The following is a 19,128-nucleotide window of genomic DNA, read 5'->3' on the forward strand; positions in this document are numbered from 1 at the left end:
TAGCGACTCTTGACCTACAGCAAATTTATACAAATATTAAATTTGAATAAAAATGCTTCAAGATATATAACTTTTTTATTTATAGCTATTATGTGAAAAAATACAAGATGTTGTGTAATCTTCTCTATTTTTGGTGATTTTTGCAGAAAAACTACCAAATATTGTATATTTACTATAAAAATAAATTTGCTATAATACGAATATGGATCAAGTTCGAAGGGCCCGAGGAGTAGGTGTCGAACTAACAAAGCCTCATATTCTGTATTATTACAGATATGGGGCTTTTTGTTTTACTAAAATATTTTTTAAGGAATACAAATGTCAGTAAATGATTTTGGCTCTATAATTTATCCTGTTGATGGCTTATCTATGTGGTAAGCTGTTAATGGGTTTTTTATTGCATAAAAAAAGAGGACATTTTACCTCTTGCTTCGTGTAATAAAATATTAACTTCACCCAATATTTTTTTATAGAAGGTTTGAATTATGTCCTCTCTTAATAATTATATTAAATTTGCTCTTGATATTAAAGATCAAAACATTGTTTTTGAAGATTATTTCTTCCGTTTGGTTAACGGCTATAAGTGGAAGGTTTACCAAGCTGTCTTATTGAAGCCCAGTCGTCCCTTTTGTGACTCACAGGAGCTGCGACACAATGGCCGCTTGAAAACCGAAATCCGCTATCCTGCTGCCAATGCCAGTCAGCCAGTCATTATTAGACTTTTTAAGCAGAGAGGCTGGTGTTGCACCTGCAATAAACGCTCAATGACCAGCATTGCCCGGGAAAACAATGTCTCTGTCAATACCGTGCAAAGAGTGCTGGTCTCTTGCTCGCATCAGTTTAGTAGCAGCTATGATTATTTGCCGGAGCATCTGGCCTTCGACGAGTTTAAAGGCGTTGACCGCACCTTGCATTTTATTTGTCTTGATGCCGACAAACTCGAGGTGGTGTAGATTCTCCGTACACGCTATAAAAAAGCAATCATTGCCTACTTCAAAAAGTTTACGCCAGTGGCTTTGCAAGGCGTCAAAACAGTTTCTCTGGACCTGAATTTTTACTATCAGGACATTGTGCGAGCATGTTTCCCCAACGCTGAGCTTATGATTGATCGCTTTCACATGGTACAAATGCTTACACGCTCCCTCAACTCTCTGCGCGTGCAGGTCATGAAAAAATTCAAAAAGACCAGCAGAGAGTGCAAACTTCTTAAAGCACCGTGGAAGCTGTATCTTAAGAAGTACCAGGAGCTTGACAAAATTCATCCGCATTACAATTGGCACTATAAAGACAGCCTGACGCAAGAGCAGGTAGTTAGCGAAGGCATCGCCTGCAGCACGGAGCTCACTAATGCCTACAACCTGCTGCAGTCATTTTATGATGCTTTAGCCGCCAAAGATCCGCAGGCAATTAAAGAAGTCATTCATATGTTGGCTGGCAAATGCATCAAACACTGTTAACTTTTAAGCATAATCTAAAAGCAGTGATCAACGGGATAACATCAAATTATTTTAACGGCTGCTTAGAAGGCTTCAATCGCAAGATTAAACAAATTGAGCGCACAGCTTTTGGCTACGCCAATTTCTACAATCTGCTAACCAGGAATAAATTGGCAAAACTACTTTTATTAATTACTTTACCAGATGTCAACAATTGTTCTGAAAATTCATTAAATATTATATCTATTAATGTATAATTCTTTTTGAGGTGAGAAAAATGAGTAAAAAACTAAATGCAAAGGAAAATACTGAAAAAGATGCTAAACAAGATAAAGAAGAAAATACAGATACAGATGTTGAACAGGAAGCCTGGGAATTTGTTGATCTTGTATTTACAGGTAAAAAATGTACACCGGAACAGAACATTAATTTAGATAACCTTGCTAAAAAACTTAAAAATAATAAAATCGCTTTCCAGTACATTGATCTAGATATTAAAAATCTTATTTATAGCGTTGCTATTGGTAATGATAAAAAATTAATTAAGATATTTAATAAATGCTATGATGCACTTGAAACACTTGAAACACTTAACAAACTATATCCAAAACACAAACAAGATCTAGAGAATGATATTGAAGAGAACTTACCTCCTTACTTAAAAAAATTAAAAGGTTATACAGATCATGAAATTAAAAACCTTTATAAAAACGTAGTTACTTCATATAAATGGTATTATGGTATTATAACTAACAAAGGGGATTGGGCTAATGTTAAGGAAAGACTCGATGACATGGATCGAAAAATCGAAGATAACAGAATAAAGTCAGAAAACAATATTAAAAAAGACATTTACCCAGATTTTATTACAATTCTAGGCATCTTCACTGCTATTACTTTTGCTATTTTTGGTGGAATGAACTTGCTTAGCAGCCTATTCCGAAATATTGGTAGTACATCAGCTTCATTAGGTCAAACTCTAATTCTTGCCGCAATATTTGGTTTAATTATGTGGGGTATTACTATATTATTATTTTATTGGATAAGTACGATTAAAGAAGATCAATATAAAAAATTTTATAAAAATACGGGTTTTTGGTTAAACATACTGTTTATAGTATCAATTATATTACTACTAAAAATAGGTCTATGTTTTTTCTTTAAAAAATAAAATACTGTGTAGTGATGAAACAGAATAAATGCCAACATTTTACCTGCTTTTCTCAAATTAAACCCTAGTTAAAATAATTGCCTAATATTTTATTAAAACTTGAACACTTTCCCAAAAGCGAACTTTTTTGTCTAAATAAAAAGCTGTAGTGCCCAGAATGGTATTGCAGCTTATTTTATTAACTTAAATGAAGGGTTAAGATTCATACTTTTTTGAGTTTTAGCAAAATTCGCCATAAACTCATCAATTGCTATGTGCTTTAAATCGTAATATCGTGATTGCTTGTAACCAACATCCCTCATTACTACACGATTAGGTTTATCAAGTATATACACTTCAGTTAAGATTCTTCCTGATTTTTCTGAACAAGTCCTAATTGCTTTAATAATACATGTGGTAATATTCTTAGCATACTCAATTCTATTGTTAGTTTTAACGCCTTTAAATATATCTTTTGTCCCTTTGATTAAATCAACCTTATTTTGCCCTGATCGAACAGCAAATACGCTTAAATCACGTTTAAGAAAAGTTCTTACATCTTCTTTATATTCCATTTTAAGTCCTTTCGCTTAATTAAAACTTTATTTTTAACTACAGTTTGCAGTTCTATCCAAAATATGAAGTCTTTTTTACTAGTATTACTATTTAATTTAGCATTTTTTAAACAACTTTCAATTTACTTGGTATCCCTTTAAATCACTTAAAAATTAACGTTTTCCATTAATCAATTATACCAATTTAGCTAAATATTTAAGATTAGCCCACTTGCAAGTCTGCTTAAAAATATGAAGTCTAATATGAAGTTTTTTAGCTCATTTTGAGCTAATTTCAAAAAATGGCAAAAAATAAAAATGCCTTAGTACCAACACTTCAAACGAGTTGAAACTAAGACAAATTACAAAAATTGGGATATCCGGGCTCGAACCGAAACATGCAGGAACCAGAAACCTGTGCCTTACCATTTGGCTATATCCCAGTGTTAAATCACCCGCACGAGAATTGAACTCGTAACTCCACCTTGAGAGGGTGGCGTCTTAACCATTTGACCAGCGGGCAAAATCAACAGTAATTATTATGCTTGAAGAGACAGTTATTGTCAAGTACTTTCAGTTCAAAAACTAAATTTAACTAATGAGTACTTTTAACACAAAGAAAAACTTCCAGAATGCTATTCAATCCGGAAGTTTTTTATTATTGCTCATATTTTTTGCCAACTACACTTTTTTGCAGTTTTCTTCAACTACTTTGTGCAAATGAACAATTAGGTATATTTTCTCCTGTTTAGTAATCCTCAAGTTAATTTTTTTCTAATAAACTCATCGAAAGCATTAATAATTTCAACTTCCTTGGGCATTTTTGCAGCCAGGTCTTGGTAAAGTCCCTCTTGATCTTCATCTGAAAACAGTTCGTCTTCATAAACTCTTTCACAAAAATAATTTAGGTGCGTCAAAAAACGTGAATAAGTGAAAGTATTTTGGTCGATTTTTCCCCCGATAATCCTTTGAGCTATTTTCTCGAGACTGCTCACCAAATCAGCTATTTCCCTGTTTTTCTGTTGATCTTCAACGTCAATTTCCGCATCCACAAAATGTAGACCAATGCCCGTTGCTTCGCTATTTGGTAACGAAACATGCATTTTTTTATTAATCAAATTAACTGCAAATAACCCTACCTGATATTCGTTTCTTTGATGAAGTAAAACGTCAGGATAGTTGAAATTTTCACCAATATTTCCCTCTTTAACTCGTTTTACCACAAAAGAAATATGATCAGCCAAGGATAAATAAAGGTAATCTTTTACTTTGATTTGATATTTTCTGGCGGCAAAATCTATTATTTCCCTAACCATATTTAGATAAGTTTCATCTATTGTATTGGCTAGCTGAATAAAGTTTTTTAGCATTTTATTATCGGTTAAGACAAAAATCTTTTGAATTTCCTCTTTTTTAACAGGATAACCAATTGCTTTATGGTAACCTAGACCCTTGCCCATTAGGATACACTCTGCACCTGATTTATCTAATGCCAAAATAAGCGAATTATTCAAAACTTTTAGCACTTTCATCAGCTCACCGCCTAATTGCATACAATTGTTTAGTTGACCAATCCGTTATTTGCAATAACTTTTTGGTACCAGTAAAAACTGTCTTTAGGAATCCGACGTAGATCTTTTAGATCATTGTCAGCTCTATTGACGTAAATAAAGCCATAACGCTTTTTAAATCCCTGATGTGAACTTAACAGATCCATAACTGACCAAGGACAATAACCGATTAGCTTTACCCCATCCTGAATTGCATCATAACAAGCTTGGATATGATCTGCAAGATATTTTATGCGGTATTGATCATGAATCTTGCCATCCTTTGCCATAATGTCTGGCGTACCTAAACCATTTTCAGTAATAATCATTGGCAAACGAAACTGACGATAATATTCATTCAGTACAATTCTCAACCCCATAGGATCGATTTGAGCACCATATTCCGTTGCAGACAGGTTAGTATTTTTTTCGATCTTAAAATAGCCATACAGATCAAAATCCACATCATTTTTCCTTGTACCAAAAGGGTGCTTGGCATCACTCGGTAAGTAACTGGCAACGAGAGTACGATAATAATTGACTGCTATGAAGTCAGGCCGAGCATCGCGCAATACTTGCTCATCTTGATCTTGCATTGATGGCAAAATGCCCACTCTTTTAAGGTAATTGCTATAGTACCCCGGATATTGTCCGTAACAATACATTTCCAGAGCATAATTTGTTTTGAAATTGTCATTCATTTTAGCAGCCCAAACATCTAGTGGCTTGGTAGATGCCGGATAAGTCATGGTGGATGATATTGCAGGTCCTATTTTACCGTTTGGCACCATCTTATGACAATCTTGCATAACATAGGCACTTGCTACAAACATATTGTAATCCATTTGAGCTCTGACACGTTCTTTATTCTTGGCTTCAACATGATACATGTTTAAGCGCTCGTCTACACGAACCATCAGGTTTTGTTCGTTGATCACCTGCCAGTTCTTGACTCTGTCACCAAATTCCTTAAAACATATTTGGGCATATCTTCTAAAAGCCGAAATGCAAGATCTGTTTTCCCAACCGTTGTATTTTTCTACCAAGGCTAGGGGCAAATCAAAATGATATAAAGTAACAAACGGCTCAATCCCATTTGCAATCAGGCAATCAATCACTTTATTGTAAAAGTCTATCCCCTTTTGGTTAACCTGACCATCACCGTCAGGAATAATTCTCGACCAGGCAATGGAGAAACGGTATACTTTAAGACCTAATTCTTTCATTAAAGAAATATCTTCTCGATAATGATGATAAAAATCACTGGCCACTTTGGTATCAGCTTGCTGAGGACCAGCATGAACAAAAGAATTATAATCTGCTACTGATTCTCCCTTACCATCTTCGTTCCATCCGCCTTCAATTTGAAAGGCTGATGAAGATGCACCCCATAAAAAGTCTGGGTTAAATTTTTCCATAATTACTCCTCTAATAATCATATCTTAGATTTGGATATTATGATTTCGATAACAGGTATAACAACTGGTCGTTATTAGTGACGTTATCCTTGTTCGTCGAACCAATGGCTGCATAGTTTTTCGAATTAGTCACTACAACGGTCGTGGTTAAGTCATAACCTGCCTGCTCAATCTTTTGCATGTCAAATGAAACTAGCAGTTGCCCCTTCTTGACATGATCTCCATCTTGAACGTGCTTTTCAAAATACTTTCCATTTAGTTTAACAGTGTCGATACCAATATGGATCATCATTTCAATTCCACTGTCTAATATTAAACCAATTGCATGTAAAGTCGGATATATCATGCTGACTGTGGCATCTGCAGGAGCTAAAATTTTTCCTGAAGTAGGTTGAACTGCAATACCTTTACCCAAAACTCCGGATGCAAAGACATCATCTGAAACCTGAGTTAGAGGTATCGTTTTACCTGCAACAGGAGAATTTACAGATAAGTCGCAGTCATCTGCAACTAAATCTTCATCAATGGTTTTAGCAGGATTTTCTTCCTGATTACTCTCAATCTGGTCAGTTTTTGAACTACTTTTTTCTACAGGAGGTTCATCACTAGGTAAATCATTAAAACCTAATATAACTGTTAAAATGCAAGCTCCACCAAAGGCAATTAAGCAACCCAAAATGTAACAAATGAAAGCTTTAGTTCCGGCAGAAGCATATACGGGAATGGTCAAGACACCTTGATTGGCAAAAGCATTCCCATAAGAGCCACCCCAGCCCATTAAGGCACCGCCTAAAGCACCACTAATTACTGCATAAACCATAGGCTTTTTCAGACGCAAGTTAGCACCATAAATAGCCGGCTCGGTAATACCAAACAATGCAGTCACTGTAGCTGAAGCTGCCACAGTTTTCAGATTTTTATTTTTAGTTTTGAAGAAAACTCCCAAAGCCGCACCAGCTTGTGAAAAGTTTGCTGCACCAGCAAAGGCAAGCAGGTTTTGCCGTCCCGTTTTAGCAACATCGTTTATACCTATCGGAATAATTGCTCTGTGAGCACCAAAAATAACAAGTACACACCAGATACCACCAACAAAGGCACCTAACAAAATCGGACTTAAATTCATGATATAGTGATATGCCCAGTTAACAGCGTTACCAATATAAATACCAATAGGGCCGAAAATCATTAAGGTTGCAGGTACCATAATAAGTAAAGACAAAGTTGGTACCATAATAATTTTGAGCACATCCGGCATTATTTTTTTAACAAATTTCTCAACGTAAGCCAGTACAAAAACCGCTATGATGATGGGAACAACCGAGGAAACATAATTTGCCTTGGTAATTCCAATCCCAAACAGCGTTACTGCTTTTTTTCCAGTCATCAGCTCTACCAAAGTGGGATAACATAGCGTTGCTCCCAGAGTCATAGCTATGTATTCATTTGTTTTAAAAACTTTAGCAGCCGATCTAGCCAAAATCACTGGCATAAAATAGAATAGAGCATCTGACGCAGCATTCAAAATAATATAAGTATTAAATGTCTTTATATCAACGTGGTAGACATTTAAGCCAATTAATGCTGCAACAGCCAAAATACCCTTTAACATTCCCGAAGCGGCAATGGCCGGAATAGTTGGCGTAAAAATAGCAGTTACAACATTTAAAATCTTTGTCCCAATACCAACTTTTTTGTCTTGCTCATCATCTTCCGTAGCGGTACTTTCAAGCAGCGGCATGATTTCATCATAAATTTCTTCCACTTTATTACCTAAAACGACTTGAAACTGACCACTGGCCTCTACAACCTGAATCACTCCTTCTATACTGGAAACTTTGTCTTTGCTTACTTTACTTTCATCCTTTAAAACAAATCTCAATCTGGTAAAACAATGCGTTAAACCAGAGACATTTTCTTTTCCGCCCACTCCATCTATGATTTGTAGTGCGATTTTATGATTATTCATAATTTTCCTTCTTTTATTTCAATAAAAAAGACCAAACATACGTAAATAAAACCGTTAATCTCGGTTCTTAATTACATACATTTGATCTTGCCTGCATTACCAGTAACACGTCAAATAAAAGTTCTTTTATTTTACAAAATTAAATTTAACATTAGAATTCCATTTATGCAAGCGATTACATAAAATTTACCATTAAATCTATTTTTTAACATTTAAAATTTCATTCGCACTTATTTGCAAAAATAAATCAATGAATCGTATATAATAGAGTGAGAAACTTTGAACAAAGGATAGTTTTTATGATTGACTACTCAAACACCCAAAATTTAATTGAATCAATGGTTACGGAACGCATTGTACCGGGCGTAAACTATGCTTTTTTTAAAAATGACCAAGTTTTCACTTCAACCGTCGGCTTTGCAAGTACCTATCCGACAGTTACGCAACTTAGCCCGTTTGCTATTTATGATTTAGCCAGTCTGACCAAAGTAATTATTACTGAAAATATTTTGCTCAAATTATATCAAGACGGACAGCTCAATTTTACTGAACCACTGCACGACTTTATTCCTGAATTTAAAGATGAACGTGTTCGCCTTTTTCATCTGCTTACCCACACCAGCGGAATCCGTGGCTGGATTGAAAAGCGCGACCAATTATCCCACGACGAACTAATCAATGCTATCATTCATTTACCTGTCACAGACGAGTTTGAACATAAAATGCGCTATGCCGATACGAATTTTATCTTGTTGGGGTTGGTTGTTAAAAAAATATTTGGTCAACCAGTTCAAGAAGTTGGTCAAAAATTAATAATTGAGCCCTCAGGTTTAAAAAATACGACATTCAATCCCCCTAAGAACTTATGTGTGCCCACCGCTGTTTACCAAGGGAAAGTTTTGCAAGGTGAACCGCACGATCCTAAAGCACGCCAGCTTGGCAGTGATTGCGGTTCAGCAGGGCTTTTCTCCACAATGAATGACTTGGTTAAATTAAGCAAAGGATACTTGGGCTTGGATAAACACATTCTGCCCTTCAGTCAAAAAATTGTCGCAATGTTATTCGATAATAAAAATCCGGCGGGTGTCAAACCACGCTCATGGGGCTGGGACTTACGCTTTGACCCTCAGTTGCATTATCCCCTGATTCTGCATACTGGCTTCACTGGTGTTCTTATGCTTCTTGACCGCGTAAAAAAGTCTGGCTTAATTCTTTTAACCAATCGTATTCACCCTACTGGTCATAATCAGGTCTTTCTAACTATGAGAGAAAGAATTATTCAGAGTTTTTTAAAAGAAAATGACGAGTAAAAAGCAGCTTCATATAATAGAAGCTGCTTTTCTAGCATTTTTTACGATTTGGCCAAAAATGATAGACAAGGTCAACTACTGCTTGAGCCAGCATACCGCCTGCCATCCAGTACATCGCCATCATCATGTTACCGGTAAAGGTAAAATAAGCGGTAATAGCGTAAACAACTACCCACAAAATTTTGAAAAACAAATTATCACACATCATTTGTAAAAAAACTCCCTTCAATTCATTTCAAATTATACCTTTTTTTAGGCAAAAATTGGGGCTTTTTTTAGTTATTTAATCGCTGAAAAGCATATTTATCGAAATTATTTATTATAATTGTTATTGTTGCAAAATGTTTACATTCGTAAGCATTAGTAAACTTTTTTGAGAATTATTTTTTTGATGAAAGCATTTTAATGCTTTTTATTCGTTATGTAATTTAATTGCTTTTCAAACTATGAAAAAGGACTTTAATTTCATTCTTTTAAAGTCCTTTTATTGTTATGCAAAATAATTAGATTGTCGTAACTCTCTTCGACGTGATTTAAATATTGTTTTAAAAAACTTTTTATCAAATTACAATCAAAGTCTACTCATCAATTTCCATTTTGGTCACATTTTTTCCGTTCGTAGCAATTACTTTTTGATAAAAGTAGAAACTATCCTTTGGATATCTCTTCATATCAAGCATTGACTGGTTGTTCCTGTTAACATAAACCAAGCCGTAACGCTTGTCCATTCCGTCGTTAACACTTAACAAATCTAAAAACGACCATGGATTAAAAGAAATGACATTAACTCCGTCTTTAATAGCTTCACGTAATTCAAAAATGTGCCCGTTGAGATACTTAATCCGTTTTGGGTCATGCACCTGACCGTTTTCAAGTTGGTCACGTTCTGGCCAGCCGCATTCGGTAATAATAATCGGAATATTGGGATAACGATCATTGACTTTTTGCAAAGCAAAACGCAAACCGACAGGGTCATAAGAAAAGTCCCATTCAGAGTTCATTAGCCGGTCATCTGTTACTTTTTCTACATTGGAGATGACGCCGGCAAGCATTTTAGGGCTTTCTTCATTGCTCAGCTTAAATATTGACGTTGAATACCAATTTAATCCTAAAAAATTAGCACGACCGTTTTTTAAAATATCTGCATCCCCTTCATGGTAATCAAGGGTTATGTTGTTGTCCTTCAAGTACCGTAAATAGTAACTTGGTAGTTCTCCCCTTAAAGCCACGTCCATATCAATAAATGAGATTAAATCTTCCATGTTCTTACTTTTGAGTGCATTTTTAGAAGTATGATCATAAGGAAAATTAGTCATATAGGATACTGCTGGCCCAATCATTGAGTTAGGAAACATATTATGACAAAGCCTATATACTTTTGCCTGAGCTAAAAACATATTGTAATTAGAATTTTCACCTTTTTCCCTTAAATGGCGCAAATTCTCATCTTTAATGCCATTCATTTCAGGTACATTAGCTAGCAAAGATTGTTCATTAATCGTTAACCAATATTTAACTCTATCTCCAAATTCATTAAAGAGCGTTTTAGCATAGTTATAAAAATCATTAATGGCTTTACGATTAGCCCAACCACCATACTGCTCCACTAAAGAAATGGGGCAATCAAAGTGAAACATTGTTACAATGGGTTCAATTTGATTTTTGATTAGTAAATTAATCAGTTTATTATAAAAAGCAATTCCTTTTTGATTCGGTTTTTTGTCATTGCCATGAGGAAAAATTCGCGACCACGAGATTGAAAAGCGATAGCTTTTCAATCCGAGCTTTGCCATTAAAGCAACATCTTCTTCAACATGATGATAATGATCAACAGAAACAGAAGTATCTAAAAATTTGCTTTTTTTAGATCTTAAATCAGCAATTGACATTCCCTTCCCATCTTCATTTGCGGCGCCTTCAACCTGGAAAGCCGAAGTACTGGCTCCCCAGAGAAAATTTTCAGGAAAGTCATCTTGAAGATGAATTTTATTACCCATATTTACTTATTCTCCTCTTCAAATGCCTGCTTATCTACAACCTTAAAGAATGGCAGATAAATCATAAACATCAATAAAAAGTTAATTAACCAAACTACTGCCCCTTGCCAACCCATAATCATTGTATCAGCAATTATTTTAGGCATTGTCCATGGCATTCCCATTCCTAAACTGGGATTGTAATTGGTAATAAAACCAATCTTTACGGCTAACAAACCAATACCACCGGAAACAAAGGTTGATAAAACAAAGGGTACAAACATCAGTGGGTTTAAAACGATTGGCATACCAAAGATAATGGGTTCATTAATATTGAACAGATTTGGCAAAGCAGAAACCTTAAAAAATTCCTTGTACCGCTTGGACTTACTTAATATCAAACCCATTAAAACCAAACTAAGCGTTGCTCCAGCTGCATCATTATTAGCAAAAGCAAAGACTACCAGGTTATTCAAATAAGGAATTCTTTTTCCAGCTTGAAAGGCAGGCGTGCTACCCACCATCATTGAGATTACTAAAGGAATAATTACTGATTGAATAGCAGCCGGATGAATACCAAACGTAAATAAGATATTTGAGAGAGCAAAAACCAAGATTAAAGTTAACGGTGAACCACCGACGTGCATTAACGGTGCTGTTATTAACTTATTAATAAAGTCAAATACGTTATTAAACGGAGAAAAATCAAATATTGCCCTAACGATAAAGACAGCAATAAATATGATTATGCCAATTATTAGTGGCTCAATTGACGAACTGACCATACTTGGAACTGAATCTGGCAGTTTAATAGTTAGTTTCTTATTCTTGCTTAATTTTACATAAAATACACCAATTAAAATTGATAAAATAATTGCCACAATTATGCCTTCGCTACCCAAATAGGTCATTTGAAAAGCATTAACAGGCTTTTTACCGGGAACAGTTTGCGGCATCAGCACGAAAAAGCTGGCCAAGCCGAACAAACCAGCGACAATTCCGTTTTGCTTGCAGCTTTTGGCATAATTATAAGCAATGGTAAAAGCTATAAAAACAGCCAAAATGTTCATCGTACCATTAACAATGGCAGACATTGACGGGGTTATTCCTACCTTAGCAAACCAACCTGCCACAGGTTTGATTGGAAAGCTGGCAAATATTGAGAACACCGAGGCACCAATAGTGACTGGTAATGTCATTACCATGCCGGAAGATATACTTTGCAGGACCTTATTTTGTCCTAATTTATTTGAAAACGGGACCAGATATTTTTCCAGCCATTTTTGAAAATTTTTCATTTTCTACGCTCCTATCCTATTAATTCGCTTTCATTTCTTAAAGTATATGTTCATTGAAATAAGCGAACAATATGCAAAAGCTAGACAATCTATGTTGATTTCACAGATTTTAACGAAAAAAGAAAACACGAAAAAAATCCCTTATCTGGTATTAGAACGGTATTTTGCTGGAGAAATACCAAAGTAATGTCTGAAAATTTTATAAAAATAGGACGCATTTTCATATCCTACTCTGCTAGCAATTTTTTCGATTGAAGCCTTAGTGTAGGTTAAGTATTTTGCAGCGACATTCACCCTTTGTAACTGAACTAGTTTAATAAATGACAATCCGGTTTCATTTTTTAAATAATCTGATAGATAATTTGGATTAAAGCCAAAATGCTGTGCCATCTGTTCCAATGTGATATCAGAATAATTTTTCTCAATATAAAGTAACAAGGAAAGCAAATTATTGTTTTTCTTTTTTGAGTCTGTGACTTGAGCCTCACGATAATAAGTTTTTCGGATCAGCAAGGAAAACATAGTTAGCATTTCTAATTTAATGATCTGGTCTGATTGCACCCGGGCACCATAATATTCATCAATAATGTCATAAATAATTGCAGTTATTTTAGGGTCATGATCAACTTCAAACAAACTATATCGCCCTTCACCGTAATCTTCATCTGACAACAAAGAAAAAAGTAAATTGGAAATCGAAATCCCCTTTCCCTTTGATTGTAAAAAATCAAGTTCATTAAGAGAAAAAGCGGAAGTGCGTAATTCAATGTTTAAAACCACATCATTTTTACCAATTGGTTCTACTTTGTGGGGTGTTTTGTAACCGACAAAAATCATATTATCCTGATTAACTTTAATACGCTCATGCTCAGTTACTACGACACAATTACCCACTAAAGGTATGTTAATTTCTACATAATCGTGAACATGAAAAGGAATATATGATTTTACAGGTTGAACAGAAATAGTAATAGAACTACTGTTTAAAACAAAGTTATCTGAATATGTATCATAAAATTCATAGATCGGATCACTATTGATAGTACCGACAACTTTAATTGAATCATTTTGCGATTTTAGGTTAGCCAATAAAGTTTCCCAATCACGAAAGCCATTATTCTGGCGTAACATTTGAATTATTTTTTCATGCATTTTTGATCCCTTTTAATCAGTGACTTAAATTCTGTGAAATAGACAGTATTATCATGTAATTTAACAATAGTTTACTTTTTTACATTAAGTTAAAATGAAGAACAAAGCAAGACATTTCAAAATTTGGGAGGAAAAGATGACGGATTTAACTCAAAGTCCTTACAACTTAACAGCTGCAAAGATTAATTTTGTAAAAAATAAAGTAAATAATATGTCACTTGCTGCTAAAATAGGACAACTTTTCTTTGTTATTGGTGAAGATGAAGATAAAAAAGACTTAACTAAATTTATTCAGAAATATCAACCTGGCGGGATTATGTACCGTCCTGATAAAGCTCAAAAATTGCATCGTGAAATAGCAGTTTCGCAGAAAGCAAGTCAAACTCCCCTTTTTGTTGCTGCCAACTTGGAAGCCGGAGGGAATGGATTATTAAGCGAAGGGACTTGGTTCGGCAGACCTTTGCAAATTGCTGCTACCAACAACGAAAAGAATGCATATAATTTAGGCTATGTATCGGGCTATGAGGCTAAACAAGTCGGTGGCAACATGGCTTTTGCACCAATTGTAGATCTTGATTTAAACTTTCGTAACCCAATAATGAATGTAAGAACATATGGCAGCAATAAAGAACGTGTAATTAGAATGTCTGACGCACAAATCAAAGGTTTTAATGCTAATCATATTATTCCAGTAGCAAAGCACTTCCCTGGTGATGGCGTTGATGAGCGAGACCAGCATCTTTTGAGTTCAATTAACTCGTTATCTGCTGACAAATGGATGGAATCATACGGGCAAATTTATAGTCACTTAATTCAAAATGGTTTGCCTGCCATAATGATCGCCCACATTATGCAACCAGCCTGGGAACGCCGTTTACAACCAGGTATTGAAAATAAGGATTTACGCCCTGCCTCTACTTCCAAACTATTAGCTGATGGACTTTTACGGACTGTTTTGCATTTTAACGGTCTCACAATTACTGATGCCACGCCAATGATAGGATACAATGCAATTTTGCCACGCTCAGAAGCATTACCCGCCACCATTAACGCAGGAATCGACATGATCTTATTCAACAAGGATATCGATGAAGACTATCAGTTTGTGACTGATGCAGTCAAAAGCGGCAGGATTTCAATGACTCGACTCGACGAAGCTGTTACCAGAATAATTGCCACTAAAGTTGCACAAGGCGTGATGGATACAGAAAATAATCTTTGCGAACCTGCATCGCCAGATATTGATTTGAAATTATCTGCACATAAAAAGATGGCAAAAAAAGTAGCACAAGAATCTGTTACCTTAGTTAAAGACCGCGATAAACTTTTGCCTATTACTCCAGAAAAATATCCTCGAGTAAGGTTAGTTGTTTTAGGAGATACCGATGATGGCGGCTTCAAAGAAGGCGGCAAAGTAACCACTAAATTCAAGGAAAAGCTTGAAGAAAAAGGATTTAAAGTTACTGTTTTTGACCACAAAAATCTTGATTTTAAAGAAGTTTTCGAAGGTGGAGTGCAATACGAAAATGATCAATTTGACCTGGCCTTTTATGTGGCTAACGTTGAAACGGCAAGTAATCAGACCACAACCAGACTTGATTGGATTCATCTAATGGCAGCTGACGCTCCCTGGTTCATGAAGAGCATCCCTACAGTTTTTGTTTCTACTTGCAATCCCTATCACCTCTTTGATATTCCAATGGTTTCAACTTACATTAATGCTTATACAGGCAATGATGTCACAATTGATGCTCTTCTAGAAAAAATGACGGGACATGACAAATTTACCGGACAAAGTCCTGTAGATCCGTTCTGTGGCCATTTTGAAACTCATTTATAAAGAGGAAAATCAATGTTAAAAATCAAAGATATTTTAGTCAACCATTATACCGAACCTCTTGGTTACGATTTAGACAATCATTTAAGAATTGAATTCAGTGCTGAAGCTAATCAAAAGGCAAGTCATATACAAAAGCGTTTAACAATAAATGCCCATAAACCTGTTTATGATAGTCACTGGCAACAATATGATAATAATTATTTTGACTTCGAATTGGAACTAAAACCCCGAACCCGTTATGAAATAACAATTTTTCTAAAAGATAATCATACTCAAACAAGTAAAAATAGCTTCTTTGAAACTGGTAAAATGAATGAACCTTTCACTGCAGAATGGATTGGTAATCATAATAAAGACATTCAAAATACTCTATTAAAGAAAAGCATTGATATCACTAAAAAAGTAGTAAATGCCCGCCTCTATATCAGCGGTTTAGGTGTTTACGAAGCTTTTTTAAATAAGAAAAAAATTGGTAATGAGTTTCTTGCACCAGGTGTTACAGCCTATGACAAACTGGTACAGATTCAAACTTATGACGTAACTGAGATGCTGAATGAAAAATCACAACAGGAACTTTTAATTTCCCTAGGGGACGGTTGGTATAAGGGCAACTTTGGTTTTGACGGCGGTCAAAATTGCATCTATGGTGACCAACAAATGGCTATTGCTGAGTTGCATATCGCTTATGATGATGGCAGCAATCAGATAATAAACACCGACGCCACATGGCAAACTTCTGCTGGTAAAATAACCAAATCAGCCATTTATTACGGAGAGGACTTTGACGATACCAAAAAAATAACTAATTGGCAGCCTGCAATTATATTGCAGCATTCTAAAGAAATATTGCATGATCGTCTAAGCTTGCCCTTAAAAACAAAAGAATATTTACCTGTTAAAGAAATTATACGTACTCCTAAAGGTGAAACAGTCCTCGATTTCGGTCAAGATCATGCTGGTTGGCCAGAATTTTACAATCACGAATCAGCTGGCAAGGAAATTGACTTACAAATGGGAGAAATACTCCAAGACGGCAATTTTTACAGGGATAATCTTCGCCAGGCTCGTGCAGCCTTTCATTATATTTCAAACGGTGAACAAAAATGGATCAGACCACATTTCACCTACTATGGTTACCGTTATGTCAAAGTTTCCGGTAATTCTCAGCCTTTAAGAAAAGAAGATTTTAAAGACGCGGTAATCTATTCTGATCTTGAAATTACTGGTGGTATCAAAACCTCTAATACCAAAGTTAATCGCTTGCTCCAGAATGTTTTATGGAGTCAAAAAAGCAACTTCTTTGATGTTCCAACAGACTGTCCGCAACGAGACGAGCGCCTGGGCTGGACGGGCGATGCCGACATTTTTTCAGGCACTGCAATTTTAAATATGAATGCATACCCTTTTTTCAAAAAGTATGCTAAAGACATGAAAATTGAGCAGGCTGCCCATCAAGGTATGTTAACAATGTACGCGCCAGCTATGGGAAATGACAATGGCGGTGCAGCAATTTGGGGAGATGCCGCGACTGTTATTCCGTGGACAGCTTATCAGGCTACTGCTGATCCGGCCATCTTAAGACAAAATTATTCTAGTATGAAAGCTTGGGTAGATTGGATTGGTCAAGCGACTACGACCAAGAATCTTTGGACAGGGTGCTTTCAATTCGGTGACTGGCTGTCTTTAGACGGTGAAAACCCGGCTATACCTAGTGGAAAAACTGACGAAGACTATATTGCCTCAATTTATTACGCTTATTCCAGTTGGATTGTTGCTCAAGCAGCTCGCATTTTAGGTAATACCACTGATGCTCAAGAATATGACCGACAGTCTCAAGCTATTAAAAAAGCGATCAGAGATGAATTTATTACAAAAAATGGCCGTCTAGCAATTGATACACAAACAGCTTATGCATTAGCTCTTCATTTTGAGTTAGTACCAGAAGAACAGAAAAAACGCGTTGTTAACGATCTTGTTCAGAGGCTAAAAAAAGACCACAATCATTTACAAACTGGTTTTATTGGAACGCCCTTTATTTGTCAGGTTCTGTCAGAAAATGGAGAACATAAATTAGCAACGCAAATTTTTCTAAACGAGGATTTTCCAAGCTGGCTCTATGAAGTTATTTTGGGTGCCACCACTATTTGGGAACGCTGGAATTCAGTCTTGCCTGATGGCTCAATGAATCCCGCAGGAATGAACTCACTGAACCACTATTCAATCGGTGCAATCATGCAGTGGGTTTATCAACAAGTTTTGGGCTTAAGAAAACAAAATAATGGCTATCAAAACGTGCTTTTTGCTCCTCAATTTGATTATCGGTTTAAAAAGATTTCAGGACACTATCACAGTTCTTATGGCGATCTCAAAATGGCTTACCAACTTGAAACTGATGCCCAACACACTATCAAGGTCAACTTAAGCATTCCTTTTGGTCAAAGAGTAACCGTAAAATTACCTAGAGTGAAGGATAAAGTAGAAATTAATGGCAGGCAATCATCTTTGCCACTGGAATTAACTAACGGTGATTTTACAATTTCTTATGTGCCTGAAAAAAGTTATATTGAATACTACAATATCAATATGCCCGTAAAAGAACTAATGAGCGATGCGGAACTTGTTAAAGAGCTAAGGCCAATCCATACTGTTTTTGACTTTTTGCAAGATCCCGATAATCTCAAAAAATTTGGTGAAAATTCTATGGTAGAATTGAATAGTCTGTTGCCATTTATCAATATTTCAGACGAAGATTTTAACCAAATAAACAAAATACTTGATACTACGCCAGTAACAAGTGAAAGGAAGTTTTTAAATGAAAGGCGTTCTCTTTGATTTAGATGGAGTCATTGCAGATACATCCGTATACCATTTCCAAGCTTGGAGAAAATTAATCAAAAAACATTTTAATCTCGAATTGCCGGATGAACTTGAAAAGCAAACAAAAGGTGTAAGCAGAACAGATTCTTTAAAGGCAATCTTAAAATTTTTAAATATCTCCGTGTCACAAGAACAATTTAATGAAATGACCACTGAAAAAAATAATATTTTCCGCAATTTGTTGGCCAGTTTAACTCCCGCAAATATCTTACCTGGAATTAGTGAATTAATTTCATCCCTAAAGAAAAACAACGTCAAACTATCTTTGGCTTCTGCTAGTTTAAATGGTCCATTTATACTAGAAAAATTACAATTGACTGATGCATTTGATGCTATTGCAGATCCCAGTAAAGTTGCCGCTGGCAAGCCAGCACCAGACATTTTTATTGCGGCAGCTGAAGCAATTAATCTTAAACCACAAGATTGCGTAGGTATTGAAGATTCAATTGCAGGTATTACTGCTATCAACAAGTCAGGTGCTTTATCGGTTGGCGTTGGCTCTAAAACAGATCTAAAAGATGCTAAACTACTTTTTCCTAAAACAGCAGCATTAAATTATGATCAAATCGAAACTGCATGGGAAAAATTTAATTTAAATTAG

At 35.5% G+C, this 19,128-nt stretch carries 13 protein-coding genes, 2 tRNA genes and 1 pseudogene; 6 read left to right on the forward strand and 10 right to left on the reverse strand.

What is annotated here, in order from left to right; all coding sequences use genetic code 11:
• The first annotated feature begins 485 nt into the window (after positions 1 to 485).
• Together H3U49_RS02750 and H3U49_RS02755 are read left to right on the forward strand one after the other, a co-directional pair.
• Positions 486 to 1,693, forward strand: a pseudogene (locus H3U49_RS02750) (ISL3 family transposase).
• 20 nt (positions 1,694 to 1,713) lie between these two features.
• Complete coding sequence (locus H3U49_RS02755; protein WP_198179435.1) at positions 1,714 to 2,607, forward strand: hypothetical protein; 894 nt, start codon at positions 1,714 to 1,716, stop codon at positions 2,605 to 2,607.
• A 170-nt stretch (positions 2,608 to 2,777) separates the two neighbouring features.
• On the opposite strand, the gene H3U49_RS02760 is transcribed toward H3U49_RS02755, so the two are convergent.
• From H3U49_RS02760 to H3U49_RS02785, 6 genes are all read right to left on the reverse strand, one after another.
• A complete protein-coding gene (locus tag H3U49_RS02760) occupies positions 2,778 to 3,161 on the reverse strand; it encodes a hypothetical protein (RefSeq protein ID WP_198179437.1) in 384 nt (127 codons plus the stop codon).
• Positions 3,162 to 3,511: 350 nt separating this feature from the next.
• Positions 3,512 to 3,583: transfer RNA gene (locus H3U49_RS02765), tRNA-Gln, on the reverse strand.
• 8 nt (positions 3,584 to 3,591) lie between these two features.
• Positions 3,592 to 3,663: transfer RNA gene (locus H3U49_RS02770), tRNA-Glu, on the reverse strand.
• 235 nt (positions 3,664 to 3,898) lie between these two features.
• The gene (locus H3U49_RS02775) at positions 3,899 to 4,672 is read right to left on the reverse strand and encodes a PRD domain-containing protein (RefSeq protein ID WP_232347593.1); all 774 of its coding nucleotides are present in this window, start codon (positions 4,670 to 4,672) and stop codon (positions 3,899 to 3,901) included.
• Between the two features lie 29 nt (positions 4,673 to 4,701).
• On the reverse strand, positions 4,702 to 6,108 hold the full coding sequence (locus H3U49_RS02780; RefSeq protein ID WP_232347594.1) for a glycoside hydrolase family 1 protein: 1,407 nt from the start codon (positions 6,106 to 6,108) through the stop codon (positions 4,702 to 4,704).
• Between the two features lie 37 nt (positions 6,109 to 6,145).
• Positions 6,146 to 8,074 carry a beta-glucoside-specific PTS transporter subunit IIABC gene (locus tag H3U49_RS02785; protein WP_198179439.1) on the reverse strand — a complete coding sequence of 643 codons (1,929 nt, stop codon included), beginning with the start codon at positions 8,072 to 8,074 and terminating at the stop codon, positions 6,146 to 6,148.
• A gap of 299 nt (positions 8,075 to 8,373) precedes the next feature.
• Here H3U49_RS02785 and H3U49_RS02790 point away from each other — a divergent pair, with 299 nt between their 5' ends.
• The gene (locus tag H3U49_RS02790; RefSeq protein ID WP_198179441.1) at positions 8,374 to 9,384 is read left to right on the forward strand and encodes a serine hydrolase; all 1,011 of its coding nucleotides are present in this window, start codon (positions 8,374 to 8,376) and stop codon (positions 9,382 to 9,384) included.
• A gap of 31 nt (positions 9,385 to 9,415) precedes the next feature.
• On the opposite strand, the gene H3U49_RS02795 is transcribed toward H3U49_RS02790, so the two are convergent.
• From H3U49_RS02795 to H3U49_RS02810, 4 genes are all read right to left on the reverse strand, one after another.
• A complete protein-coding gene (locus H3U49_RS02795; protein ID WP_167594934.1) occupies positions 9,416 to 9,592 on the reverse strand; it encodes a hypothetical protein in 177 nt (58 codons plus the stop codon).
• Between the two features lie 370 nt (positions 9,593 to 9,962).
• A complete protein-coding gene (locus H3U49_RS02800; RefSeq protein ID WP_198179443.1) occupies positions 9,963 to 11,381 on the reverse strand; it encodes a glycoside hydrolase family 1 protein in 1,419 nt (472 codons plus the stop codon).
• A gap of 2 nt (positions 11,382 to 11,383) precedes the next feature.
• Positions 11,384 to 12,658 carry a PTS sugar transporter subunit IIC gene (locus tag H3U49_RS02805; protein ID WP_198179445.1) on the reverse strand — a complete coding sequence of 425 codons (1,275 nt, stop codon included), beginning with the start codon at positions 12,656 to 12,658 and terminating at the stop codon, positions 11,384 to 11,386.
• Positions 12,659 to 12,799: 141 nt separating this feature from the next.
• Entirely contained in the window at positions 12,800 to 13,810 is a 1,011-nt protein-coding gene (locus H3U49_RS02810) for an AraC family transcriptional regulator (RefSeq protein ID WP_198179447.1), read from the reverse strand.
• Between the two features lie 136 nt (positions 13,811 to 13,946).
• Here H3U49_RS02810 and H3U49_RS02815 point away from each other — a divergent pair, with 136 nt between their 5' ends.
• Genes H3U49_RS02815 through pgmB form a run of 3 tightly spaced genes read left to right on the forward strand, consistent with a single transcriptional unit; the run spans position 13,947 to position 19,128 of the window.
• Positions 13,947 to 15,650, forward strand: coding sequence for a glycoside hydrolase family 3 protein (locus tag H3U49_RS02815; RefSeq protein ID WP_198179449.1), 1,704 nt, complete (start codon positions 13,947 to 13,949; stop codon positions 15,648 to 15,650).
• Positions 15,651 to 15,662: 12 nt separating this feature from the next.
• Positions 15,663 to 18,482 carry an alpha-L-rhamnosidase gene (locus tag H3U49_RS02820; RefSeq protein ID WP_198179451.1) on the forward strand — a complete coding sequence of 940 codons (2,820 nt, stop codon included), beginning with the start codon at positions 15,663 to 15,665 and terminating at the stop codon, positions 18,480 to 18,482.
• Positions 18,463 to 19,128, forward strand: coding sequence for a beta-phosphoglucomutase (gene pgmB, locus H3U49_RS02825; protein ID WP_198179453.1), 666 nt, complete (start codon positions 18,463 to 18,465; stop codon positions 19,126 to 19,128). The genes H3U49_RS02820 and pgmB overlap by 20 nt, the downstream gene beginning before the upstream one ends.

This window comes from Lactobacillus sp. W8174, assembly GCF_016100975.1.
Taxonomy (GTDB): Bacteria; Bacillota; Bacilli; order Lactobacillales; family Lactobacillaceae; genus Lactobacillus; species Lactobacillus juensis.